The organism is Bordetella genomosp. 13, from assembly GCF_007679965.1.
Classification (GTDB): domain Bacteria; phylum Pseudomonadota; class Gammaproteobacteria; order Burkholderiales; family Burkholderiaceae_B; genus Bordetella.
On sequence record NZ_VEHL01000001.1, the window covers coordinates 695,894 to 718,212 of the forward strand.

Below are 22,319 nucleotides of genomic sequence, written 5' to 3' on the forward strand. Positions count from 1 at the left end.
GCGAGTTCAAGACCATGTGCGGAATAGCGGGAATCTGGGGCCCCCTGGCCGACAAGCGCGATGTGCTGGCGGAAAGCTGCCGCCGCATCCGCCACCGCGGCCCGGACAGCAATGGCTATTGGGAAGACGCCTCGGCCGGCCTGGCGCTGGCGCACGTGCGCCTGGCCATCCTGGACCTGACCGAGGCCGGGCACCAGCCCATGGTGTCGGCGTGCGGCCGATACGTGCTGATCCTCAACGGCGAGATCTATAACCACCTCGACATGCGCCTGAGCCTGGAGCAGGCCGGGCGCGCGCCCGACTGGCGCGGCCACTCCGACACCGAGACCGTGCTGGCCTGTTTCGCCGCGCTGGGCGTCGAAGCCACCCTGCGGGACGCCGTGGGCATGTACGCCATCGCCCTGTGGGACCGCCAGTCGCGCAAGCTGACGCTGGCGCGCGACCGCATGGGCGAGAAGCCGCTGTACTACGGCTATTCGGGCGGCAACCTCGTGTTCGCGTCCGAGCTCAAGGCGCTCACGCCCATCCCCGGGTTCGGCGCCGAGCTGAACCGCAATGCGCTGGCCTCGTTCATGCGGCACAACTACATCCCGGCGCCGCAGTCCATCTACCAGGGCATCGCCAAGCTGCCGCCGGGCACGTGGCTGGAAGTCGATGAGGGCATGGCCGGCCGCCGCGAACTGCCCGAGCCGCGCGTCTACTGGTCGGCCCGCGAGGCGGCCGACCGGGGCCTGGCCGATCCGTTGTCGTTCGACACCGACGCGCAGGCCGTCGACGCGCTGGAACAGGTGCTGGGCCAGGCCGTGCGCGGGCAGATGCTGTCCGACGTCAGCCTGGGCGCCTTCCTGTCGGGCGGCATCGACTCGTCCACCATCGTGGCGCTGATGCAGGCCAGCAGCTCCCAGCCGGTGCGCACGTTCTCCATCGGGTTCCACGACAAGGCCTACGACGAGGCCGAGCACGCCAAGGCCGTGGCCGCGTACCTGGGCACCGAGCACACCGAACTGTACGTCACGCCCGACGACGCGCTGGCCGTGGTGCCGCGCCTGCCGGACATGTACGACGAACCCTTCGCCGACTCGTCGCAGCTGCCCACCTTCCTGGTCACGCAGATGGCGCGCAAGCACGTCACGGTGGCGCTGTCCGGCGATGGCGGCGACGAGCTGTTCGGCGGCTACTCGCGTTATTTCCGTGTGCGCGACCTGTACGCGAAATTCCAGCGCCTGCCCGGCCCGCTGCGCCATGCCGCCGGCGGCATGCTGCGCGCGTCCACGAAACTGCCCGGGCGCGGCGCGTGGCGCGGCAAGGTCGGCAAGCTGGGCGAACTGCTCAGCGTCGACTACCAGGCCGAGTTCTACCGCCAGTTCGTGTCGTACTGGCCCGATCCGGCCCAGGTGGTCAAGGGCGGCCACGAGATTCCCTCGCTGTTCCAGCAGCCCATGGAAGGCTCGGTGTTCGAGGCCATGATGAAGCTGGACACGCAGACCTATCTGCCCGACGACATCCTGGTCAAGGTGGATCGCGCGGCCATGGCCGTCAGCCTGGAAACGCGCGTGCCGTTGCTGGACCACCGCGTCTACGAATTCGCGTGGCGCCTGCCATTCCAGTACAAGGTGCGCGGCGCCACCGGCAAATGGGCGCTGCGCCAACTGTTGTACCGCCACGTGCCGCAGGCGCTGGTCGACCGGCCCAAGCGCGGTTTCGCCGTGCCGCTGGCGTCGTGGCTGCGCGGTCCGCTGCGCGACTGGGCCGAGGCCCTGCTCGACCCCGTGCGCCTGGGGCAGGACGGCTGGTTCGAGCCCGAACCCATCCTGCGCAAATGGCGCGAACACAAGTCCGGCCACCGCAACTGGAGCAGCCACCTGTGGGGCGTGCTGATGATGCAGGCCTGGCTGGACAGCCACCGGCGCGAAGGCGCCTCCACCGCCACCGACAAGCTCAAGGAGACCCTGGCCCGATGAGGATCATGCTGCTGGTCAGTTCAATGCATGCCGGCGGCGCCGAGCGGGTGGCGGCCACCCTGGTCAACGCATGGGCGGCGCGCGGGGACACGGCCATCCTGGTGCCCACGTATTCCTCCAAGGGCACCTGCTTCTATCCCTTGTCCGACGACGTGCAGCTGCACTGGCTGGCCGACCGCGCGGGCACGCGCGACGGCGGCCCGCTGGCCGCGGTGCGGCGCCTGGCGGCCCTGCGAGGCATGATCCGCGAGTTCGCGCCGGACGTGGTCGTGTCCTTCCTCACCAACGTCAACATCGCGGCCATCCTGGCCACGCGCGGCCAGGACGTGCCGGTCATCGTGTGCGAGCGCACCAATCCCGTCGTGGCCGCCGCGGCGGGCCCCGGTTTGTCGGCGCTGCGCCGCATGCTGTATCCGCGCGCCGACATGGTCACGGTGCAGGCGCAGTCCACCGTCGAGCCTTTCGCGCGGCTGGTGCCGGGCATCCGCCGCCTGAGCGTCATCCCCAATCCGCTGCCTTCCGATCTCGCGGCCGCGCCGCTGGTGCCGGTGGACCAGGCCGCCGGCCGCAAGCGCCTGGCCGGCATGGGGCGCATGGTGCCCGAGAAGCAGTTCGACCAGCTGATCGCCGCGTTCGCCGAGCTGGCGCCCACGCATCCCGACTGGGACCTGTGGCTGTGGGGCGATGGCCCGCAGCGCGAGGCCCTGCAGGCGCAGGTGCGGGCGGCCGGGCTGCAGGATCGGGTCTTCATGCCGGGACGCACCGAGACGCCTTGGGAAGAACTGGGCCTGGCGCACGCGTTCGTGATGAGCTCTTCGGTGGAAGGCTTTCCCAACGTGCTGCTGGAAGCCATGGCGCTGGGCATGCCCTGCGTCACCTACGACTGCCCCAGCGGTCCGCGCGAGATCAGCCGCGATGGCCAGGACGCACTGCTGGTGCCCCTGGGCGACCGGGCCGGCCTGCGCGATGCGGTCCGTTCGCTGATGAACGATCCCGCCCTGCGCGTCGAGCTGGGCACGCGCGCCGCGCAGTCGGTGCGCGGCCGCTACGCCTTGCCGGCCGTGCTGGCGCAATGGGACCGCCTGTTCGCCGACGTGCGAAAACCTTCCGTGAACGAGGGAGGCGCGCGGCGGCAGGAGGGCAGACTATGACCATTGCCGGCCGCCCCACCATCCTGCACGTCATCACCGGCCTGGGGCAGGGCGGCGCCGAGGCCGTGCTGTTCCGTCTCGCGGTGCATCCCGTGCAGCCGGTGCGGCACATCGTGGTGTCGCTGACCGACGAGGGCATCTACGGCGCGCGCCTGCGCACGGCGGGCATCGAGGTGCATACCCTGGACATGCCGCGCAGCCGCGTCACCTTGGCCGGCCTGCGCGCCCTGCATGCGCTGATGAAGCGGATCCAGCCGCAGGTCGTGCAGACCTGGATGTATCACGCCGACCTGATCGGTGGCGTGGTGGCGCGCGTGGCCGGCATCCGTGCGGTGGCCTGGGGCGTGCGTAACTCCGGCGCGCATCTCGAACGCAGCAGCGGCTCGGCCCGGCTGGTGCTGAAGCTGTGCGCGCTGCTGTCTGGCCGCGTGCCCAGGGCCATCGTATGCGCCGCGCAGGATGCCGCCGAGCGCCACCGCGAGCTGGGTTACCGCGCCGACCGCATGGTGGTGATCTCCAATGGCTACGACCTGGCGCGCTTCACGCCGGATGCCGAGGCGCGCGAGCGCATGCGCGCGCTGTGGCGGGTGGCGCCCGAGGTGCCGCTGGCCGGCTGCGTGGCGCGTTGGGATCCGTTGAAGGACCATCGCAACCTGCTGCAGGCCATCGGCCGCCTGGTGCGCGAAGGCCGCGACCACGGCCTGCAATGCGTGCTGATCGGGCGCGGCATGGCCACCAGCAATGCCGAACTGGCCGACTTGATCGACGCCGAAGGCCTGCGCGGCCGCGTGCTGCTGGCCGGCCCCAGCGACGACGTGCCCGCCGTGATGAACGCGCTGGACATGCACGTGCTGTCCAGCTGCGCCGAAGGCTTTCCCAACGTGGTGGCCGAGGCCATGGCCTGCGGCACGCCCTGCGTGGTGACCGACGTGGGCGATGCCGCCTTTATCCTGGGCGATGGGGGGCCTGTCGCCCCGCCCGAGCAGCCGGCGGCGCTGGCCGACGCCATCGAGGCGGTGCTGGACCAGCTTGCCGTGCGCGGCCGGGACGCCGTCGGGCTGGCCGGACGCCAGCGCGTGCTCGAGATGTTCGACCTGCAGCGCATGGTCGATGCCTACGTCGAGGTGTGGCGCCGCATTTCAGAAGGAGAAGGACGATGAACCCGCCCAGCCCGCATCCGGATGCCTCGCGGCGGCGCCTGCTGTTCGTGGTCAACAATCCGGCCTTCTTCATGTCGCACCGCCTGTGGCCCGCGCTGGCGGCGCAGGCCGCCGGCTGGGACGTGCACGTGGCCACCATGGACGGTCCCGCCGTGGCCGACATCGTGGCGCGCGGCATGACGCACCACGTCATCCCGTTGACGCGCAGCGGCAAGCAGCCCCTGCAGGAGCTGGGCTCCATGCTGGCGATGTTCCGACTGTTCCGGCGCGTGCGGCCCGACGTGGTGCACCTGGTCACCATCAAGCCCGTGCTGTATGGCGGCATCGCGGCCCGGCTGGCCGGCGTGCCCGGCATGGTGGCCGCCATCTCGGGGCTGGGCTTCATCTTCCTGTCCGCCGGACCGAAGGCGCGCCTGGTGCGCAGCGTGGTCGGCGTGATGTACCGCCTGGCGCTGGGCCATCGCAACAGCCGGGTGATCTTCCAGAACGCCGCCGACCGCGACACGCTGCGCCGCCTGGGCGCGGTGCGCGAGGGCCAGGTGGTGATGATCCGCGGATCCGGCGTCGACCTGCGCGAATGGCCGGCCGAGCCCGAGCCGCCCAAGCCCGTGGTTGCGCTGATGGTGGCGCGGCTGCTGCGCGACAAGGGCGTGGGCGAGTTCGTCGAGGCCGCGCGCCGGCTGCGCGCGCAGGGCCTGGAGGTGCGCATGCAGCTGGCGGGCGGCATCGATCCGGGCAACCCGGCATCGGCCACCGAGGCCGACGTGGCGCGCTGGCGCGAGGACGGCGCCGTCGAAGTGCTGGGCGAGCGCGCCGACGTGGCCGGCCTGCTGGCGGCCAGCCACATCGCGGTGCTGCCGTCGTATCGCGAAGGCCTGCCCAAGTCCTTGCTCGAAGCCGCGGCCTGCGGACGCGCGGTGGTGACCACCGACGTGCCGGGATGCCGGGACGCGATCACGCCCGACCGCACGGGCCTGCTGGTGCCGGCCAAGGATGCCGGCGCGCTGGCCGATGCCATCGCCAGGCTGGCGGCCGACGACGCGCTGCGGCTGGCCATGGGCCGCGCCGCGCGCGAACTGGCCGAGCAGGAGTTCGACGTCCAGGACGTGAACCGGCGCCATCTCGAGGTGTACGATGCGCTGGTGAAAGGCGCCAGCGGCGCGCGCCAGCGGCAGCGGGCGGGACCTGGCGGCGCTGGCAACGGGGGCTGACGCTTGCCTGCCAATGGCAGATGCCAGCCCTGGCTCCGGCCAGGCCGTCCAATGCGGTTCAATGCATTCATTCCATGGGCTCGACCAGCATGTCCATACCCAAGCTGCTTCTGCGTTTCGCGCTGATCTACGTCGGGCTGCTGGTCGGCCTCACCGTGGTGCTGTTGCTGCTGCACATCGCCAGCACCACACCCGTGCGCATCGTCGCCCTGCTGACGGCCACCATGGCCGTGTGCCAGAGCTTCGCCAAGCACAACGGGCGCTATTTCAACAGCCGGGAAAAGCTGCAGGCCATCGGCGGCATGGTGCTGATCGACCTAGTGCTTCAGCTGGGCGCGACGCTGCTGGCGTTCCAGCAGGCGGGTCTGGGCGGCGATGGCTCGCTGCACGTCGGCGCCTTCGTCGCCGTGATCGGCTTCTTCACGCTGATCGACGTGTTGGTGATCCTGTTCTTCGTGTGGTTCATCGGCAGGCAGCACGCGAAGGAACAGGCCAGGATCGGCGGCACCGCCCCCTGAGCCCGGGCTCGGGGCAGGCCGCCTGCGTGCGCCGGAGGCGCGTGCCTACTGCGGCGACTGCGCCAACGAGCGGATCCAGTGCTGCGTGGATACGTCGTCCCAGCCTTCCGCGCCGCCCCCTTCGACGTCCAGCTCGCGCACGATGCGCTGCGCCAGTTTCTTGCCGAACTCGACGCCCCATTGGTCGAAGGGGTTGATGCCCCACAGCACGCCCTGCGTGAACACCTTGTGCTCGTACAGCGCCAGCAGCGCGCCCAGCGCATGTGCCGTAAGCCGCGGCAGCACGATCAGGGTGGACGGCCGGCCGCCGGGATGCACGCGATGGCGGGCCAGGGTGGCGGCCTGGGCCGGATCGCCGGCCGCCGCCTGGGTTTCCCGCAGGGCCTCGTCCAGCGGCTTGCCGCTGAGCATGGCCGCGCGCTGCGCCAGGCAGTTCGCCATCAGGATGCGGTGGTTCTGCGCGTGCTCGTGGTCGGCCTGCTGGCACACCACGAAATCCACCGGCGCGCCCTTGGCGTCCTGGTGCAGCCACTGGAAGAACGTGTGCTGGCAGTCGGTGCCCGTCATGCCCCACACGACCGGGCCGGTGTCGACGCCGACCGGCGAGCCGTCGGCGGTGACGGCCTTGCCCAGCGATTCCATCTCCAGCTGCTGCGCCCACGGCACCAGGTGCGCGAGCCGCGAGTCATACGGCAGGATGGCCAGCGAGCCATAGTGCAGCACGTTGCGGTTGGCCAGGCCCGCCAGCGCCATCTGCACCGGCGCGTTTTCGGCCGGCGGCGCGGTCAGGAAGTGCTGGTCCATGGCCTCGGCGCCGGCCAGCAGCTGCTCGACCGCGTCGCAGCCCAGGCCCAGCGCCACCGGCAGGCTGATGGACGACCACAGCGAATAGCGGCCACCCACCCATTCCCAGAATGGGAAGATGTGGCCGTCGAGGATGCCTGCGCCACGCGCGGCTTCGACGTTGGCGGTGATCGCCACGACCTGCTTCATGGGCTCGGCCACGCCGGCCTGGCGCAGCCAGTCCAGCGCCACCGCCAGGTTGGCCAGGGGTTCGGTGGTGGTGAAGGATTTCGAAGCGATGATGATCAGCGTCTGCCGCGGATCCAGCGTGGCCAGGGTCGAGCAGACGTCATGCGCGTCGACGTTGGACGCGAAGCGCACGTCGCGTTTCAGGCCGGCGTGGCGCAACGCCTGGATGGCCAGGCGCGGGCCCCAGTCGCTGCCGCCGATGCCCAGGTGCAGGACGTGGCGCCAGGCCTGGTCCGCGTCGGCCTGGGCGACGAACTCGCGCAGGTGCCGGCGTTCAGCCAGCACGGTGTCGGCCACCGCGGCCGGGGGATCGGTGGCGCGCAGGGCGGTATGCCAGGCGGGGCGGTCCTCGGTCCAGTTGACGTGGGCGCCGGAAAACAGCCCCGTGCGGGCGGCGTCGAAGCCTTGTTGCGACAGCAGCGCGGCGCCGGCCTGGTCCAGCGCGGGGGAGTGCGGTTGGGCCGTCAGGTCGACCTGCAGGCCGCCGGCGGGCAGGATGCGCAAGTGGCGTCCGTCAAGCGGCGCGCTGCGTACGGCCTGGACGAAATCCAGCCAGGCCGGGCTCGAGGACAGTGAAGTGGACATCGTGGCGTAGCAGTTGGCGTCAGAAGGGGAGACGGGCCTGCGGCGCGAGCTTGAGCAGTTCGCGGCGGAAGTTGTCCTGGATGCGGTTGAGCGCGGCCTGGTCGTCGGCCTCGAAGCGCAGCACGACCACCGGCGTGGTGTTCGAGGCGCGCGCCAGGCCGAAGCCGTCCGGATACTCGGCGCGCACGCCGTCGATGGTGACCACGCGCGTGGTGCCGTCGAAGCTGCCTTGCGATTGCAACTGGCGGATCAGCGCGTGCGGCTGGCCTTCCTCCATCTCGATCTTCAGTTCGGGCGTCGATAGGGCCTGCGGCAGCGCTTCCAGTTCCTGCGAGGGATCGGCGTTGCGCGACACGATCTCCAGCAGGCGTGCCGCGGTGTACAGGCCGTCATCGAAGCCGTACCAGCGTTCCTTGAAGAAGATGTGGCCGCTCATCTCTCCGGCCAGCGGTGCGCCCGTCTCGGCCAGCTTGGCCTTGACCAGCGAGTGGCCGGTCTGCCACATGAGCGGCACGCCGCCGGCGGCCTCGACGGCCAGGCCAACGTGTCGGCTGCACTTCACGTCGTAGATGATCGTGCCGCCCGGCACGCGCGTGAGCACGTCGCGCGCCAGCAGGATCAGTTGGCGGTCGGGCCAGATGATCTGGCCGGACTTGGTGACCACGCCGAGGCGGTCGCCGTCGCCGTCGAAGGCCAGGCCGATCTCGCAGTCGCTCTCGGCCACGTGCTTGATCAGCGCCTCGAGGTTGTGCGGATCGGCGGGGTCCGGATGATGGTTGGGGAAGTTGCCGTCGACCTCGCAGTACAGCTCGTCGATGTCGCAGCCCAGCTGGCGCAGCAGCTGGGGCGCCACCGCGCCGGCCACGCCGTTGCCGCAGTCCACCGCGATCTTCATGGGGCGCGCCAGCTTGACGTCGGACACCACGCGCTGCACGTACTCGGGGATCAGGTCCAGCTTGCGGTGCGCGCCGCGCTGGGCCGCCGGCTGCGCCTGCTGCATCTCGGCGCGCAGGCCCTGCACTTCGTCGCCGTACAGGGCCTTGCCGCCCAGCATCATCTTGAAGCCGTTGTACTTGGGCGGGTTGTGGCTGCCGGTGATGGCCACGCCGGTGCCCGTGCCCTGCGTATAGGCCGCGTAGTACACCAGCGGGGTCGGGACCTGGCCGATGTCCAGCGTGTCGACGCCGCCGGCGCACAGGCCGTCCACCAGCGCGTCGGACAGCGACGGGCTGCTGAGCCGGCCGTCCCGGCCGACCACCACCGCGGCGATGCCAGCGTGGCGCGCGCGCGCGGCCAGGGCAAGCCCCAGGCCGCGGGCGAATGCCGGATCGATCTGGTCGGGAACGGTGCCCCGGATGTCGTACGCCTTGAAGACGGAAGCGGGAAACTGCGCCTGATCGGTCACGGAAAGCCTCGTGCAATGGGTAAGAGTCGGATCGGACCCTCGTGGGGTGCCGTTACAAAACCGATTATCTACGATTCGGCAGCGAAGGATAGGGCGCGAAAATTACCAGGCGTTGCAGTCGTATCCCGGGCCGCAGGTTTTTCCCTGGGCGGCGGGCCGTCCGCCCGGCATCTTCCACCAAACGGCGTAACCTACAATAGCCCGCATTTCCGTATTCCCGGGCCCGTGGGTCCGTTGCGAGTGTGCCCGCCATGACGCTGCTATCCGAACTGCAAACCCTGCTGGGCCCGGACCACGTGCTGCAAGGCGAGGACGCGGCTCCCTACGTGCTGGACTGGCGGCGCCGCTACCAGGGCGCCGCGCTGGCCGTGGTGCGGCCGGGCAGCACCGAGGCCGTGGCCGAGGTCGTGCGGGCCTGCGCCCGGCACGGGGTGCCGGTGGTGCCTCAGGGCGGCAATACCGGCCTGTGCGGCGGCGCCACGCCAGACGGTTCGGGCCGCGCGGTGGTGCTATCTACGACGCGCCTGAACCGCGTGCGGGCCATCGACACCGACAACGACACCATCACGGTCGAGGCCGGCTGCGTGCTGCAGGCCGTGCAGCAGGCCGCCGAAGGCGCCGGCCGCCTGTTCCCGCTCAGCCTGGCCGCGCAGGGCAGCTGCACCATCGGCGGCAATCTCGCCACCAACGCCGGCGGCACCCAGGTGCTGCGCTATGGCAATGCCCGCGAACTGGCGCTGGGCCTGGAGGTGGTCACCGCCGAGGGCGAGATCTGGAATGGTCTGCGCGGCCTGCGCAAGGACAACACCGGTTACGACCTGCGCGACCTGTACGTGGGCAGCGAGGGCACGCTGGGCATCATCACCGCCGCCACCCTCAAGCTGTATCCGCGGCCGGTCGCCACCTGCACCGCGCTGTTGACGCTGGCGGGCGTGGCCGAGGCCGTCGAGCTGCTGTCGCGCGCCCGCGCCGGCTTCGGCGCCTCGCTGACCGGCTTCGAACTGATGGCGGGCGATTGCCTGCAGGGCGTGGTCAGGCTGTTTCCCCAGCAGCGCCTGCCGTTCGAGGGCGCGTCCGCGCAATCGCCGTGGTTCGCGCTGCTGGAGCTGTCCGACAGCGAAAGCGAGACCCACGCGCGCGAACGCTTCGAGGCCGTGCTGTCGGCCGCCATCGAGGACGGACTGGTCACCGACGCGGCCATCGCCGCCAACCTGACGCAAAGCCAGGCCCTGTGGCACCTGCGCGAGAGCATTCCGCTGGCCGAGGCCGAGCTGGGCAAGGCCGTGAAGCACGACGTGTCGATCCCGATCTCGGCCATCGCGGGCTTCGTGGCCACCACCAACTCGCTGCTGCAGGCCGAGTTCCCCCAGGTGCGCAACGTGATCTTCGGCCACCTGGGCGACGGCAACCTGCACTACAACGTGGCGCGCGCCCCGGGCCAGACCGAGGCCGAGCTGCTGGCCCTGCAGCCCCGCATCTACGACGTGGTGCATGCCAGCGTGATGGCGCACCAGGGCTCGATCAGCGCCGAGCACGGCGTGGGGCAGCTCAAGCGCGACGAGTTGCCGCGCTACAAGAGCGCGGTGGAACTGGCCCTGATGAAGCGCATCAAGCAGGCGCTCGATCCCCATGGCCTGTTCAATCCCGGCAAGGTCCTGCAATCCTAGGAGCCGCCATGGCCGATCCGCAGAATCGCAGCTACCGCGTGCTGATCGTCGAGGACGATCTCACCATCGCCGGCAACCTGTTCTCGTACCTGGAGGTGCGCGGCTTCGTCAGCGACGCCGCGTACGACGGCCGCACCGCGCTGGCCATGCTGACGCGCCAGCCGTTCGACGCCGTGGTGCTGGACGTGGGCCTGCCCGCCATGGACGGCTATGCCGTGCTGCATGCGCTGCGCAACGAGCATCGCCTGGACGTGCCCGTGCTGATGCTGACCGCGCGCGACACGCTGGACGACAAGCTGGCCGGCTTCGCCCACGGCGTGGACGACTACCTGACCAAGCCGTTCGCGCTGGCCGAGGTCGAGGCGCGCCTGCTGGCGCTGATCCAGCGCTCGCGCGGCGGCGTGGTCAACGCGGTGCGCAAGTTCGGCCCGCTGCAGATGGACGGCCGCACGCGCGTGGTCAGCGTGCACGGCAAGCCGGTGCACCTGGCGCGCAAATCGGTGGCCATCGTCGAGATCCTGCTGCGCGATCCTGGCCGCGTGGTCCAGCGCACCGAACTGGAAGACGCGCTGTGGGGCGACGAGCCGCCGTCCACCTATGCGCTGCGCAGCCAGATGCACCTGCTGCGCCGAGCGCTGGCCGAGGCCGGCTTCGACGGCATCGAGACCGTGCACGGCACCGGCTGGCGCCTCACCGAGGAGCCCCGGGATTCATGAGCCCGCCGAGCCGCCTCAAGGGCGAATACCGGAGCGCGCAGCGCGGAGGTATATCAGAATGACCCCGCCGAGCCGCCTCAAGCGCGAAGGTACGCTGGTGAGCCGCGCATCCCTGACGCAGCGCGTGGTGTGGGCGCTGACGGGCACGGTGGCCGTCTTCGTGACCGCCCTGGCCCTGCTCTCATACCTCACGTTCGACCAGATGGAAGACGATCTGGTCAACGACATCCTCAACAACGAGACCCAGCGCCTGCTGCAGCACATCGCGGCCAACGACGAGGACGTGCCCAGTTACCAGCCCACCGAGCTGGGCGCCGCAATGCGCGCCTGGCTGCGCCGTCCCGGGCAGCAGCAGGTCGAGGCGGACGAAGATTTCCCGGAAACCCTGCGGCCCCTGGACGCGGGCCTGCACCTGATCGAGCCGGGTCCCGAGACCTGGCACGTCACTGTCAGCGACACCTCCCTGGGCCGGCTGTACGTGGTGTACGACGCCACCGACAACGAAGGGCGCGTGCGCGACTTCGGCCTGTTCGTGCTGGGCGTGGGCGCGATCTGCATCGTGGCGGCCTATGCCATGTCGCGCCGCGTGGCCGGCGTGGCCGTGGGGCCGCTGCTGGAGGTCACGCGCCGGCTGAGCGCATGGGCGCCGGCCGAATCCGAATTGCCCGTGGCTGCCCGCACCGACGAGCCGGGACAGCTGATGGAAGCCTTCAACCGGGTGCAGAGCCAGGTCGAACGCTACATCGCGCGCGAACGCGAGTTTTCGTCCAACCTGAGCCACGAGGTGCGCACGCCGCTGGCCGCCATCCGCTCCGACAGCGAAATGGTGCTGCTGACGCAGGACCTGCGCGACGATCCGCGCACGCGCCTCAAGCGCATCATGGAGAACGTCGACGTGATCGTGGCCACGCTGCAGAGCGCACGCGCGCTGGCAAGCGACAAGCCCGGCCGCGCGGAAGAGGTCAACCTGGCCTCGTGCATGGACGACGCCTGGCGCGGCATGGAAGACGCCGCCGCGGCCGCCGGCCTGTCGATGTACAACGACATCGCGCCCGGCGCCACGTACACCCTGGACCGCTACGCGCTGCTGATCGTGCTGCGCAACCTGGTGCGCAACGCCATCGAGCATGCCGCGCCCGCCACGCTGCGCGCGGCGATGGCCGAACCAGGCACCATGACGCTGCGCGACAACGGCCGTGGCATCCCGTCCGCCGAGCTGCCGCTGGTGTTCCTGCGCTACTACAGCAGCCGGCTGCGCGACGCGGCCGGCGCGTCCGGCGACGAGATGCCGCGCGGCCTGGGCCTGGCCATCGCCAAGCGGGTCTGCGACATGCAGGGCTGGAAGCTGGACGTGGTGTCCGCCGTGGACGGCCCCGACCGCGGCACGTGCTTCACGGTGCGGTTCTCGTAGCAAGACGGCGCCGTCTTCCCAAGATGCAACAGCGTGCCGCCTACCCTGCGTAAGGGGTTTCAGGCAGGCCGCGCACGCCCGGCCGCAGTGCGTAGACCGCGCCGTCCGGTGCGTCGTCGGCGGCGCCCGGCGCGCGGATGCTGGTGACGAACAGCGTGGAGAGGTCGCTGTCTCCGAAGGCGCACATGGCAACGCGCGGAACCGGCACCGACAGCGTGCGGTCCAGGCGGCCGTCCGGCGTATAGCGGTACACCTTGCCGGCCTCGTTGCCGCAGATCCAATAGCACCCATCGGCATCCACGGCCGCGCCGTCCGGCCGCCCGGCGGGCAGGGATGCAATGAACACGCGGCGGCGGCTTGGCAGCCCCGTATCCGGGTCATAGTCGAAGGCCCATACCATCTGGCGCGACCCATGCGAGTCGGACAGGTACATGGTCGTGCCGCCGGGGCTGAAGGCCATGCCGTTGGACACCATCAGGCCATGGTCCACGGGCGTGTCCAGCCGGCCGTCGGCATAACGGTACAGCCGACCGTGCGGCTGCGCCTGCGGCGTGTCGGGCACCATCGTTCCGGCCCAGAAGCGGCCCTGGCGGTCGCAGCGACCATCGTTGAATCGCATCGCGGGCGCCGCATGCCGGATCGTGGCGACGCGGCGCGGCAGGGGAGCCGCCTGTCCGGCCGTCAGATGCGGCAGTTCATGAATGCCGTCTTCCATGGCCAGCAGCCAGCCGCCCGGCCGCATGGCGATGCAGCCCGCCTGCTCGGGCAGCGACCATTGAGCGATCTGGGCATCGACGGGCCGCCAGCGCCATAGTGTGCGGCCGGGGATGTCGGTCCAGTACATCGCCTGTTCTTCGGGATGCCAGATCGGGCTTTCGCCGACGCCGCATCGCATGGCGCCGATACGCTCGACGTGGAGGCCGGCGGGAGGAGAAGAGCGCATGGGAACTCCGTCGGGACGAGGGATGCCGAGCTCAGGGTAAATATCAGTCCGGGGTGTGTCGTCGTACAACCCCCGAACAGTATAATGACCGCAAAATTCTACCCCTCAAGCGCTTCTTGCGTCCGGGATACCCTCGAATGACTTCCGATCCTGCCGCCGTTGCGCCGCGTCGTCCACGCAATCTCGCCCAGGGCCTGGTCGAGGACTTCTCCGAACGCATCCGCGGCGGCCAGATTCCGCCGGGCCAGAAACTGCCCACCGAATCCGAGATCATGCGCCAATTCGGCGTCAGCCGCACGGTGGTGCGCGAGGCCCTGTCGCGCCTGCAGGCCAGCGGCCTGGTCGAGACGCACCACGGCGTCGGCTCGTATGCGCTGGAACCCAGCGGCGGCGCCGATTTCCGTGTCGACCCCGCCGACATCGCCACCGTGCGCGACGTGCTGGTGCTGCTCGAACTGCGCATCTGCCTGGAAAGCGAGGCCGCGGGCCTGGCCGCGCAGCGCCGCAGCGCCGAGCAACTGGCCGACATGCGGCGCGCGCTCGACGAATTCCGCACGGCCCTGCAGGCCGGCACCGACGCCATCACGCCCGATTTCCGGTTCCACCTGCTCATCGCGCAGTCTACCGAGAACCGCTATTTCGCCGACCTGATGTCGCACCTGGGCTCGGCCATCATCCCGCGCACCCGCATCAATTCGGCGCGCTTCGCGCAAGAGAACCGCGAGCAATACCTGGCGCGCGTCAACCTCGAGCACGAGGACATCTACGAAGCCATCAGCCGCCAGGACGCCGAGGGCGCCCGCGCGGCCATGCGCACGCACCTGAGCAACAGCCGCGAGCGGCTGCGCCGCGCGGGCGACGAGCGCTGAGGCTCGGCACGCCGCGCTGGCGCCGGTTATGGCGCGCCTGTGGTCGCTTGGACATCTGACGTCGTACGATAGGCTCGGCGCTTCGCCTCTTCCGCGTGGCATCGTGGTCGACCGCCGATATCCGCGCTACACCCGAATAGTTACAAATTTGGGTGGATCGGCAGAAATTTGACGAAAATTCGACGCCCCGTTGCTTAGCCTTTCCAGCTTTGCGTCAGGGAAGGGCCGGATGGTCGACAGTGCGGGGCAATCGCGCGCGGATCGCGCGACAGGGCTAGGGGCAATCGGGCAGGATGATTTTCACGGGGGTGCCGCATGCGCCGCCTGAGCCTGCGTTTCGTCGTTGCGGTCCTGCTGCTGCTGACCGCGAGCCGACTGGCGCTGGCGGTCTGGATGTGGGACCGCGTGCAGGCGGCCGGCGGCCTGGGCCCCCTGATGCTGGGCGGCCTGCGCATCGACCTGTGCCTGACGGCCATGGCCGTGGGCCTGCCCGCCGTGCTGTCGTCCTGGAGCGGCCATCGCCCCTGGGGCGCGCGGCTGACGGCATGGTGGTTCCGCGCCTGGTGGATGCTGATCGTGCTGCTGGAGGTCTCCACCCCGCAGTTCATCTCCGAATACGACACGCGGCCCAATCGCCTGTACTTCGAATACCTGGTGCATCCGCGCGAAGTCGGCGCGATGCTGTGGGAAGGGTACAAGGGCGTGCTGCTGGCGGCGTTCCTCGTGCTGGCGCTGGCTGCCTGGCTGTCGACCCGCCTGTTTCCCACGGGGCTGAAAGACCCCGCCATGAAATGGTGGAAGCGGCCGCTGTCTACCCTGGCCATTCTTGCCGTGGTCGTGCTGTGCGTGCGCGGCACGCTGCAGCACCGTCCCATCAATCCGTCCACCGTGGCCTACAGCAGCGACGCCATGGTGAACACGCTGGCGCTGAACTCGCTGTACAGCGTGTTCGACGCGGCCTACCGCATGCGCGACGAGCGCTCGTCGGCGGCGGTCTATCCCAGGATGGATGACGACGAGGTCAACCGCATCGTGCGCGCCGCGGCCGGCTTCGCCGACCCGCCGCTGGACCCGCGCTATCCCAGCCTGCACCGTCAGCAGGCCACCGTGCGCCGCGACAAGCCGCTGAACGTGGTGATCATCCTGCAGGAAAGCCTGGGCGCGCAGTACGTGGGCAGCCTGGGCGGCCGCGGCCTGACGCCCAACATCGACCGCCTGGCGCAAGAGGGCTGGATGTTCGGCCGCGCCTACGCCACGGGCACGCGCTCGGTGCGCGGTCTGGAGGCCGTGACGGCCGGCTTCCTTCCCACCGTGGCCGAGGCCGTGCTGAAGCTGCCGCGTTCGCAGACCGGCTTCTTCACGATGGCCGAACTGCTGGGGCGGCACGGCTACCACTCCCGCTTCATCTACGGCGGCGAGGCGCATTTCGACAACATGCGCGGCTTCTTCCTGGGCAACGGCTTCAACGAAGTGGTCGACCGCGCGTCGTTCGCCAATCCGGCCTTCGTCGGTTCGTGGGGCGCCTCGGACGAGGACATGTTCAACGAGCTGGACAAGCGCCTGCGCATGGACGGCGACAAGCCCACCTACACGCTGGCGTTCTCGGTCAGCAACCATTCGCCGTGGGAGTATCCCGCGGGACGCATCGCGCCCGTGGGCGAACCGGCCTCGGTGGACAACACCGTGCGCTACGCGGACTGGGCCATCGGCCAGTTCTTCGACAAGGCCCGCCACGCGCCGTACTGGGACAACACCGTCTTCCTGGTGATCGCCGACCACGACGCCCGCACCTGGGGCGCCAGCCTGGTGCCGGTGCGCCACTTCCAGATTCCCGCGCTGATCCTGGGCGGCAGCGTCGCGCCGCGCCGCGACGAGCGCATCGTCAGCCAGATCGACATGCCGCCCACGCTGCTGTCGCTGATGGGCGTGGACAACGTCAATCCCATGCTGGGCGCCGACCTGACGCAGCGCGATCCCAACCGCGCCATCATGCAGTTCGGCGACAACTACGGCTACCTGAAGGGCGACCAGTTGGTGGTGATCGAACCGCGCAAGCCGCCGCACCAGCACCGCTACACGCGGCGGCCGTACGACCAGGAGGACGGCCTGGACGACGCCGCCGTCGATCCCACGCTGGCCGACGAGGCCCTGGCGCATGCGCTGTGGCCCAGCTGGGCGTATCGGGAAGGGCGCTACAAGCTGCCGGAAGGCGTGAAGTAGGCGGGGCTTTCGCGCAAGGGCGCGAGCCGCGTCAGGCGGGCTTGTCGTGCCCCGCGGCGGGCGGGTAGTCGCCGCCGTAGCCCAGCTTGCGCGACATCTGCTCGCCGGCCTGCAGGATCAGCGACAGCAGGCGTTCCGCGTTGCGTTCCAGGCGCACGGTCAGGCCCGCCAGGCCGACGGCGGCCACCAGCGCGCCGTCGCGGCCGAACACGGGCGCGCCCAATCCGGTGGCGCCTTCCACGGAGCCGCTGACCCGCATCACATACCCTTGCGCTCGGGTCTTCTTCAACTCGTCCAGCAAGGCCTTGCGGCTGGTAAGCGAGTTCGCGGTCACCGGTTCCATCGCGGCCCTGGCCGCATAGGCCTGCTGCTGCGCGGGCGTCGAGAACGCCAGCATCACCAGCCCCGTGGACGCCGCATGCAGCGGCCTGCGCGCGCCGACGCTGGCGCGAAACCGCAGCCAGCTGTCCGATTCGATGACCGCCACGTACACCAGTTCGGCGCCGTCCCTTTGCGGCACCGCCAGCATGACCGTCTCCTCGCTGGCGCCGTGCAGTTGCTCGAGCAGAGAGCGCACGTTGGCCGGAAAGCCGTTGCGCTCCTGGATGATCGCGGCCATCTCGTAGGACGCCGGTCCCAGGCGGTGATGGCCATTGGCCGATTCGACGTAGCCGCCGGCCTCCAGCGAGCGCAGCAGGCTGAACAGGCTGGTCTTGGGCAACTGCAGGCGTTCGCTCAACTGCACCAGCGACAGGCCGTCGGCGCTGATCGCCAGCTCGTTAACGATCTGCATGACGCGCAGCGGGGCGCGGGGCGGCGGTACGCGTTCGTCGTCGCCGGCAGGGCGCTCTATCGATGGCATTGCGAGTGAGGGATGCGTGAAACACAGGGTTGACGGAATTTAGCACGCGCGCCTAGAATTCCTATATAAAAATACATATTCCGATATAAGAACACACGTTGAACGGACCGCCGCTACGCGGCGGCCATGCAACGCAGACGGAGGTAGACATGTCCAGCAACAGCGTTGTGCGCATCGGCTGCGGCGCGGGCTTCTGGGGCGACACCCCCGAAGGCGCGCGGCAGCTCGTCGCCTATGGCGAAATCGACTATCTGATCCTCGACTACCTGGCCGAGGTGACGATGTCCATCCTGGCGAAGATGAAGGCGCGGGACCCGGCCGCGGGCTACGCCACCGACTTCGTCACGCAGGTCATCGCCGTGCACGCCCGTGCGTTGGCCGAGCGGCGCATCAAGGTGGTGGTCAACGCCGGCGGCGTGAATCCGCTGGCCTGCAAGCAGGCCGTCGAGCAGGAACTGGCGCGCCAGGGCGTCGCGCTGAAAGTCGTTGCCGTGCAGGGCGACGACGTGCTGCCGCAGACCGCACAGTGGCGCGCGCAGGGACTGCGCGAGATGTTCAGCGGCCAGGCGCTGCCCGACGCCCTGCTGTCCGCCAACGCCTACCTCGGCGCCTTTCCCATCGCGGCCGCGCTGGACGAGGGCGCCGACATCGTCATCACCGGCCGCTGCGTCGACAGCGCGCTGGCGCTGGGGCCGTTGATCCACGAATTCGGCTGGACCCGTGATCGCGCCGACCTGTTGTCCGCGGGCTCGCTGGCCGGCCACGTGCTGGAATGCGGCCCCCAGTGCACGGGCGGCTTCGCCACCGACTGGCGCAGCACGCAAGAGGGCTGGGCCGACATCGGATTTCCGGTGGCCCTCTGCCATGCGGACGGCAGTTTCGTGGTGACCAAGCCGCCCGGCACGGGCGGCGCCGTCACGTGCCAATCGGTGGCCGAGCAGATCACCTATGAGACCGGCGATCCGCGTTGCTACCGCCTGCCGGACGTGTGTTGCGACTGGTCCGAGGTGCGGGTCGACCCGGCAGGCCCGGACCAGGTCCTGGTGCGCGGGGCGCGGGGCCGTCCCGCGTCCGGCACGTACAAGGTCAGCGCGACCCATGCCGATGGATTCCGCTGCCTGGCCACGGTGCTGGTGCGCGGCCGCGACGCCGTGGACAAGGCGCGCGCGGTGGCGCGCGCCATCCTGGGCCGCGCCACCGCCGTGCTGGCGCGGCAGGGCATGGCGCCTTTCAGCGAGACGTCCGTCGAAGTGCTCGGGGCCGAGGACGGCTATGGACCGCATGCGCGCACCGCGCACACCCGCGAGGTCGTGCTCAAGGTGGCGGCCCGGCATGCCACCGCCGCGGCTCTCGACGTGTTCGCGCGAGAGATCTTTCCCACGTCGACCAGCACCGTGCAGGGCGTGGCTGGCGTGTTCGGCGGGCGGCCCAAGGTCCAACCCGTCGTGCGGCTGTTCTCTTTCCTGGTTCCCCTGGACGCGGTGCCCGTCAGCCTGGTCGTGGGAACCGAGGTGCGGCTGCTTGCCGCGCCGGGCACAGGCCAGGCCGCGGCGGGCGCGGTGCCGGATGGCGCAGCCGACCCCGCGTCGGCCACGCGGGCCGACGCGGCAAGCGCGGCGGCCGGCGGGCCGCAGGAGGGCGGCGACACCCGCATGGTGCCCCTGGCCAGCCTGGCGCATGCGCGCAGCGGCGACAAGGGCGACATCTCGAACATCGCCGTGCTGGCGCGCAAGCCCGAGTTCCTGGATCTGATCCGCCAACAACTGACCGAGCGGCAGGTGCGCGACTACATGGCCCACCTGGTGGGCGGCGAGGTGACGCGCCACGAATGGCCGGGACTGGCCGGGTTCAACTACCTGCTGCATCGCGCCCTGGGCGGCGGCGGCGTGGCTTCGCTGCGCTACGACCCGCAGGGCAAGGCTCACGCGGAGATCCTGCTCGACTTCCCCATGCGCATACCCGCGGCATGGCTGGCCAGCGGCCTGGTGCCGGAAGAGGAGGTGCTGGCATGAGCCCGCCGAGCCGCCTCAAGGGCGAATACCGGAGTGCGCAGCACGAAGGTACACCAGTGAGCCCGCCGAGCCGCCTCAAGGGCGAATACCGGAGTGCGCAGCACGAAGGTACACCAGTGAGTGCGCAGCACGCAGGGGACCAGGCCCGCCCGCCGGTCCGCCCGCTGGAAGGCCTGCGCATCCTCGACATGACCTCCGTCCTGATGGGGCCCTACGCCACGCAGCTGCTGGGCGACATGGGCGCGGACGTGGTCAAGATCGAATCGCCCGACGGCGATATCGTGCGCCTGATCGGGCCCGCGCCGCGCGCGGGCATGGGGCCCGTCTTCGTCAACACCAACCGCAGCAAGCGCAGCGTGGCGCTGGACGTGAAGCAGCCCGCGGGCCGCGAGGCGCTGCTGCGCCTGGCGCGCGACAGCGACGCGCTGGTCTACAACATCCGGCCGCAGGCCATGGCGCGGCTGGGCCTCGATTACGAGACGCTGCGCGAGGTCAACCCGCGCATCATCTACGCTGGGGTGTTCGGCTATGCGCAAGACGGGCCCTATGCCGCCAAGCCTGCCTACGACGACCTGATACAGGGCGCCTCGACGCTTGCGGCCATCACGGCGCGGGCCCAGGATGGCGCGCCCCGGTATGTGCCGCTGGCGATGGTGGACCGTATCACTGGGCTCAGCGCCGTCAGCGCCATCCTCGCCGCGGTGATCGAACGGCAGCGCAGCGGCCTGGGCCAGCGCATCGACGTGCCGATGTTCGAGACGATGGTGGGATTCGTGCTGTCCGACCACCTGTCCGGGCTGTCGTACGAGCCGGCCCTGGACCAGGGCGGCTACTCGCGGCTGCTGTCGCGCAGCCGGCGTCCGTACCGCACGCGCGACGGCTATGTCTGCGCGCTGGTCTACACCGACAAGCACTGGCGCGCCTTCTACCGCATGCTGGGCCGCGAGGCCGACATGGCGGCCGATCCGCGGCTGGCGAGCCTGGCCACCCGCACCGAGCACGTCGATGCCCTGTACGCCGAGCTCGAGGCCGTCCTGGCCGAACGCGGCACCGAGGAATGGCTGGCGCTGTTCGAACAGGCGGACATCCCGGCCATGCCGGTGCACGACCTGCAAAGCATCTTCGAAGACCCGCACCTGGCCGCGACGGGCTTCTTCGGCACCGAACGGCATCCCACGCTGGGCACGCTGCGCACCATGCGCCATGGCAGCCGCTGGTCGCGCACGCAGCCCGGCAGCACCCGGCCCGCGCCCGAGCATGGGCAGCATGGCCGCGAGGTTCTGCGCGAAGCCGGATTCGACGAGGCGGCCATCGATCGCCTGGTGGCCGACGGCGTCCTGCGGGACACCGTCGACACGCAACCCACGGAGACCCAAGGTGGACTTTGAACTGACCGACGACCAGCAGGCCATCATCGAGGCCGTGCGCCGCACGTGCTCGCGCTTCGACGACCATTACTGGCTGCAGCGCGACGCGCAGGGCGGCTTTCCCGACGATTTCTACCAGGCGATGGCCCAGGCCGGCTGGCTGGGCATCGCCATTCCGCAGGAGTACGGGGGATCGGGGCTCGGCGTCACCGAGGCGGCGCTGATGACGCAGGCGGTCGCCCAGACGGGCGCCTGCATGTCGGGCTGCGCCTCGTTCCACATCAATCTGTTCGGACTGATGCCCGTGGTGGTGTTCGGCACCGAGGAGCAGAAGCAGCGCATCCTGCCGCCCATGATCCGCGGCGAGGTCAAGGCGTGCTTCGGCGTCACCGAGCCCAATACCGGCCTGAATACCACGCAGCTCAAGACCTTCGCCCGCAAGGAAGGCGGCCGCTACGTCGTGCATGGCCAGAAGGTCTGGATCTCGACGGCGCAGGTGGCGCAGAAGATCCTGCTGCTGGCGCGCACCACGCCCTTGGAAGAATGCGAGCGCCACAGCCACGGCCTGACGCTGTTCTACACCGACCTCGACCGCAGCCGGGTGGACGTGCGGCTGATCGAGAAGATGGGACGCAAGGCGGTGGACTCGAACGAGCTGTTCATCGACGGCCTGGAGATTCCCGAAGAGGATCGCATCGGCCAGGAGGGCGAAGGCTTCAAGTACATCCTGCACGGCATGAATCCGGAGCGCATCCTGCTTGCCGCCGAGGCGGTCGGCATCGGGCGCGCCGCGCTCGAGCGGGCGTCCGAGTACGCCCGCGAGCGCGTCGTGTTCGACAGGCCGATCGGCAAGAACCAGTCCATCCAGCATCCGCTGGCCGTGAACTGGATGGAGCTCGAGGCCGCCAACCTGATGATGTTGAAGGCGGCGCACCGCTACGACGCCGGCAAGGAGTGCGGCGCCGAGGCGAACGCCGCCAAGTACCTGGGGGCCGAGGCGGGATTCCATGCGTGCGAGCGGGCCATCCTGACGCACGGCGGCTTCGGCTACGCGAAGGAGTATCACGTCGAGCGCTATCTGCGGGAAATCATGATCGCCCGCATCGCGCCCGTCAGCCGCGAGATGATCATGTCGTACATCGCGGAACGAGTGCTCGGGCAGCCCAAGTCATACTGAACGACCTGGCGCATCCCGAATCCTGAAAACACACAAAAGATCAGGTCGGAGG

The 22,319-nt window shown here is 69.9% G+C and carries 17 protein-coding genes; 13 read left to right on the plus strand and 4 right to left on the minus strand.

The features are described from left to right. The first annotated feature begins 14 nt into the window (after positions 1–14). The 5 genes from asnB to FS845_RS03260 all read left to right on the plus strand — a co-directional run bounded on the left by asnB (position 15) and on the right by FS845_RS03260 (position 6,001). On the plus strand, positions 15–1,961 hold the full coding sequence (asnB, locus tag FS845_RS03240; protein ID WP_144630684.1) for an asparagine synthase (glutamine-hydrolyzing): 1,947 nt from the start codon (positions 15–17) through the stop codon (positions 1,959–1,961). Continuing rightward, positions 1,958–3,112, plus strand: a complete 1,155-nt coding sequence (locus FS845_RS03245) for a glycosyltransferase family 4 protein (protein ID WP_144630685.1) — start codon at positions 1,958–1,960, stop codon at positions 3,110–3,112. Before asnB ends, FS845_RS03245 begins: the two co-directional genes overlap by 4 nt. Beyond that, positions 3,109–4,272 carry a glycosyltransferase family 4 protein gene (locus FS845_RS03250; protein WP_144630686.1) on the plus strand — a complete coding sequence of 388 codons (1,164 nt, stop codon included), beginning with the start codon at positions 3,109–3,111 and terminating at the stop codon, positions 4,270–4,272. Before FS845_RS03245 ends, FS845_RS03250 begins: the two co-directional genes overlap by 4 nt. Further along, positions 4,269–5,483, plus strand: coding sequence for a glycosyltransferase family 4 protein (locus FS845_RS03255; RefSeq protein ID WP_144630687.1), 1,215 nt, complete (start codon positions 4,269–4,271; stop codon positions 5,481–5,483). Before FS845_RS03250 ends, FS845_RS03255 begins: the two co-directional genes overlap by 4 nt. Before the next feature lie 89 nt (positions 5,484–5,572). Next, a complete protein-coding gene (locus FS845_RS03260) occupies positions 5,573–6,001 on the plus strand; it encodes an ABZJ_00895 family protein (RefSeq protein WP_144630688.1) in 429 nt (142 codons plus the stop codon). 45 nt (positions 6,002–6,046) lie between these two features. On the opposite strand, the gene pgi is transcribed toward FS845_RS03260, so the two are convergent. Together pgi and FS845_RS03270 are read right to left on the minus strand one after the other, a co-directional pair. Beyond that, a complete protein-coding gene (gene pgi / locus FS845_RS03265) occupies positions 6,047–7,618 on the minus strand; it encodes a glucose-6-phosphate isomerase (RefSeq protein WP_144630689.1) in 1,572 nt (523 codons plus the stop codon). Between the two features lie 19 nt (positions 7,619–7,637). Continuing rightward, positions 7,638–9,023, minus strand: a complete 1,386-nt coding sequence (locus tag FS845_RS03270) for a phosphomannomutase/phosphoglucomutase (RefSeq protein ID WP_144630690.1) — start codon at positions 9,021–9,023, stop codon at positions 7,638–7,640. A 251-nt stretch (positions 9,024–9,274) separates the two neighbouring features. On the opposite strand from FS845_RS03270, the gene FS845_RS03275 reads away from it, so the two are divergent. Genes FS845_RS03275 through FS845_RS03285 form a run of 3 tightly spaced genes read left to right on the plus strand, consistent with a single transcriptional unit; the run spans position 9,275 to position 12,817 of the window. Further along, positions 9,275–10,690 carry an FAD-binding oxidoreductase gene (locus FS845_RS03275; RefSeq protein ID WP_144630691.1) on the plus strand — a complete coding sequence of 472 codons (1,416 nt, stop codon included), beginning with the start codon at positions 9,275–9,277 and terminating at the stop codon, positions 10,688–10,690. Positions 10,691–10,698: 8 nt separating this feature from the next. Then, positions 10,699–11,406, plus strand: coding sequence for a response regulator transcription factor (locus FS845_RS03280; protein WP_144630692.1), 708 nt, complete (start codon positions 10,699–10,701; stop codon positions 11,404–11,406). Positions 11,407–11,464: 58 nt separating this feature from the next. Further along, complete coding sequence (locus FS845_RS03285) at positions 11,465–12,817, plus strand: sensor histidine kinase (RefSeq protein ID WP_144630693.1); 1,353 nt, start codon at positions 11,465–11,467, stop codon at positions 12,815–12,817. Between the two features lie 40 nt (positions 12,818–12,857). Here the strand turns inward: FS845_RS03285 and FS845_RS03290 are convergent, their stop codons facing one another. Continuing rightward, positions 12,858–13,760 carry an SMP-30/gluconolactonase/LRE family protein gene (locus FS845_RS03290; RefSeq protein ID WP_260986123.1) on the minus strand — a complete coding sequence of 301 codons (903 nt, stop codon included), beginning with the start codon at positions 13,758–13,760 and terminating at the stop codon, positions 12,858–12,860. A 137-nt stretch (positions 13,761–13,897) separates the two neighbouring features. On the opposite strand from FS845_RS03290, the gene FS845_RS03295 reads away from it, so the two are divergent. Continuing rightward, positions 13,898–14,629 (plus strand): FadR/GntR family transcriptional regulator, encoded by a 732-nt coding sequence (locus FS845_RS03295; RefSeq protein ID WP_144630694.1) that lies wholly within the window; start codon positions 13,898–13,900, stop codon positions 14,627–14,629. 315 nt (positions 14,630–14,944) lie between these two features. Further along, positions 14,945–16,849 carry an LTA synthase family protein gene (locus FS845_RS03300; RefSeq protein ID WP_144630695.1) on the plus strand — a complete coding sequence of 635 codons (1,905 nt, stop codon included), beginning with the start codon at positions 14,945–14,947 and terminating at the stop codon, positions 16,847–16,849. Between the two features lie 31 nt (positions 16,850–16,880). Here FS845_RS03300 and FS845_RS03305 read toward each other — a convergent pair whose 3' ends face one another. Beyond that, positions 16,881–17,642 (minus strand): IclR family transcriptional regulator, encoded by a 762-nt coding sequence (locus FS845_RS03305; RefSeq protein ID WP_186332137.1) that lies wholly within the window; start codon positions 17,640–17,642, stop codon positions 16,881–16,883. A 218-nt stretch (positions 17,643–17,860) separates the two neighbouring features. Between FS845_RS03305 and FS845_RS03310 the strand changes: the two genes are divergently transcribed. From FS845_RS03310 to FS845_RS03320, 3 genes are read left to right on the plus strand one after another with little or no spacing between them, the layout of a single operon-like run. Continuing rightward, the gene (locus FS845_RS03310) at positions 17,861–19,723 is read left to right on the plus strand and encodes an acyclic terpene utilization AtuA family protein (protein WP_144630697.1); all 1,863 of its coding nucleotides are present in this window, start codon (positions 17,861–17,863) and stop codon (positions 19,721–19,723) included. After that, positions 19,720–21,111 (plus strand): CaiB/BaiF CoA transferase family protein, encoded by a 1,392-nt coding sequence (locus FS845_RS03315; RefSeq protein ID WP_144630698.1) that lies wholly within the window; start codon positions 19,720–19,722, stop codon positions 21,109–21,111. Before FS845_RS03310 ends, FS845_RS03315 begins: the two co-directional genes overlap by 4 nt. Continuing rightward, positions 21,101–22,267 (plus strand): acyl-CoA dehydrogenase family protein, encoded by a 1,167-nt coding sequence (locus FS845_RS03320; protein WP_144630699.1) that lies wholly within the window; start codon positions 21,101–21,103, stop codon positions 22,265–22,267. Before FS845_RS03315 ends, FS845_RS03320 begins: the two co-directional genes overlap by 11 nt. Positions 22,268–22,319: the final 52 nt, after the last annotated feature.

Excerpts from the sequence above, each read along its gene's own strand:
- asnB (WP_144630684.1), top strand. The coding sequence starts at position 15 with ATGTGCGGAATAGCGGGAATCTGGGGCCCCCTGGCCGACAAGCGCGAT.
- FS845_RS03245 (WP_144630685.1), top strand. The coding sequence starts at position 1,958 with ATGAGGATCATGCTGCTGGTCAGTTCAATGCATGCCGGCGGCGCCGAG.
- FS845_RS03250 (WP_144630686.1), top strand. The coding sequence starts at position 3,109 with ATGACCATTGCCGGCCGCCCCACCATCCTGCACGTCATCACCGGCCTG.
- FS845_RS03255 (WP_144630687.1), top strand. The coding sequence starts at position 4,269 with ATGAACCCGCCCAGCCCGCATCCGGATGCCTCGCGGCGGCGCCTGCTG.
- FS845_RS03260 (WP_144630688.1), top strand. The coding sequence starts at position 5,573 with ATGTCCATACCCAAGCTGCTTCTGCGTTTCGCGCTGATCTACGTCGGG.
- pgi (WP_144630689.1), bottom strand. The coding sequence starts at position 7,618 with ATGTCCACTTCACTGTCCTCGAGCCCGGCCTGGCTGGATTTCGTCCAG.
- FS845_RS03275 (WP_144630691.1), top strand. The coding sequence starts at position 9,275 with ATGACGCTGCTATCCGAACTGCAAACCCTGCTGGGCCCGGACCACGTG.
- FS845_RS03280 (WP_144630692.1), top strand. The coding sequence starts at position 10,699 with ATGGCCGATCCGCAGAATCGCAGCTACCGCGTGCTGATCGTCGAGGAC.
- FS845_RS03285 (WP_144630693.1), top strand. The coding sequence starts at position 11,465 with ATGACCCCGCCGAGCCGCCTCAAGCGCGAAGGTACGCTGGTGAGCCGC.
- FS845_RS03290 (WP_260986123.1), bottom strand. The coding sequence starts at position 13,760 with ATGCGCTCTTCTCCTCCCGCCGGCCTCCACGTCGAGCGTATCGGCGCC.
- FS845_RS03295 (WP_144630694.1), top strand. The coding sequence starts at position 13,898 with ATGACTTCCGATCCTGCCGCCGTTGCGCCGCGTCGTCCACGCAATCTC.
- FS845_RS03300 (WP_144630695.1), top strand. The coding sequence starts at position 14,945 with ATGCGCCGCCTGAGCCTGCGTTTCGTCGTTGCGGTCCTGCTGCTGCTG.
- FS845_RS03305 (WP_186332137.1), bottom strand. The coding sequence starts at position 17,642 with ATGCAGATCGTTAACGAGCTGGCGATCAGCGCCGACGGCCTGTCGCTG.
- FS845_RS03310 (WP_144630697.1), top strand. The coding sequence starts at position 17,861 with ATGTCCAGCAACAGCGTTGTGCGCATCGGCTGCGGCGCGGGCTTCTGG.
- FS845_RS03315 (WP_144630698.1), top strand. The coding sequence starts at position 19,720 with ATGAGCCCGCCGAGCCGCCTCAAGGGCGAATACCGGAGTGCGCAGCAC.